Origin of the sequence: Faecalibacillus sp. TM498, assembly GCF_020589955.1 — a bacterium.
Lineage (GTDB): Bacteria > Bacillota_I > Bacilli_A > Erysipelotrichales > Coprobacillaceae > Faecalibacillus > Faecalibacillus intestinalis.
The window spans coordinates 1-1,358 of record NZ_JAJDKB010000115.1 but is presented as its reverse complement, the minus strand read 5'-3'; the positions used below and the strand labels follow the sequence as shown (position 1 = coordinate 1,358).

1 protein-coding gene is annotated in these 1,358 nt (G+C 31.0%); it reads left to right on the top strand.

Going from position 1 to position 1,358, the window contains the following annotated elements; genetic code table 11:
* Window positions 1-48: 48 nt before the first annotated feature.
* Window positions 49-1,358: IS3 family transposase (locus LJD32_RS14860; protein ID WP_227392819.1), on the top strand; the 1,310-nt coding region annotated here is incomplete at its 3' end.

Sequence of the window (1,358 nt, the reverse complement as noted above, 5' to 3'; positions counted from 1 at the left end):
TGAAGTGAACTGAAAAAGTTGGACAACTTAGGAGGTTCACTTTTTATTATGGCTAAACTTACAAACGAACAAAAAATTGAAATTTACAATAAAAGAAAAATGGGATACACATTAAACATGCTTTCGACTGAATATAATATCAATGTGCACGGTATTGAATATCTTGTACGATTGATAGATAAAAATGGATTCGATGTTCTTAGAAAAGATAGAAACAGATATTATTCTCCCAAATTTAAAGAAAAAGCATTGAGAAGAGTGTTTATCGATGGAGAATCAATTACAGCGGTAGCTATTGATATTGGCTTATCAAGTAGAGGAATATTGGCCAATTGGATTAAATCTTATGTTGAAAACGGGTATAATATTGTTGAAAAGAAAAGAGGACAACATGACAAACAAAAAGAAAAAAATGACACAGTCAGAAATGCAGAAAAAGATCAAGGAACTGGAACTTCAGAACCTTCGCTTACGTGTCGAGAACGAATACTTAAAAAAATTGGATGCCTTAGTTATGGAACGAAAGAAGAAAGAACTAAAGAAATAGTAAAGGCTATAACAGAACTAAGGCAGGAATTAAATCTGAGCTTAGCCTTTATTCTGGATACTATTAATTCTAATGAGGATCTTCCACATATTGCCAAATCCGTTTATTATTACACTCTTAGTAAAATTGACAAAGATGATAAGAACGATGAAATAATGGTGGAAATAATCAATATCTTTTACACCCACAAAGAACGTTATGGGTATCGAAGAATTCATCTAGAATTGTTGAATAAGGGATATAAAGTGTCTCATGGCAAAGTAAAGCGTCTAATGTCGCGTATGGGCCTATATGCATTTAATCCTACACCTAAACAAAGATACAACTCTTATAAAGGGGATATGAATGGTGTTTGTAAGAATCTTCTTCTAGAAAGAAAGAAAAATAAATACACAGGAAAAATTAACGAAAAAAGAAATTTTGAAGCTACTTCTGTAAATCAGAAATGGACTACAGATGTATCCGAGTTCAAGATAGCAGCAGGAAAATTATATTTATCTCCAATTATGGATATATACAATCGTGAGATAGTTGGATTTGATATTTCAGACACACCTAATCTATTCCAAATATATAGAATGTTGGATATGGCTTTTGAAAAATTTGACAATCTCGAAGGCTTGATTTTTCATTCTGATCAGGGATGGCAATACCAACATTTTTCATATCATAAAATATTAGAAGAAAAAGGAATTTTCCAATCTATGTCTCGTAAAGGAAACTGTTTAGATAATTCTCCAATGGAAAATTTCTTTGGGAAAATGAAAAATGAAATGTTTTATGGATTTGAAAATACATTTGAATCATTAGA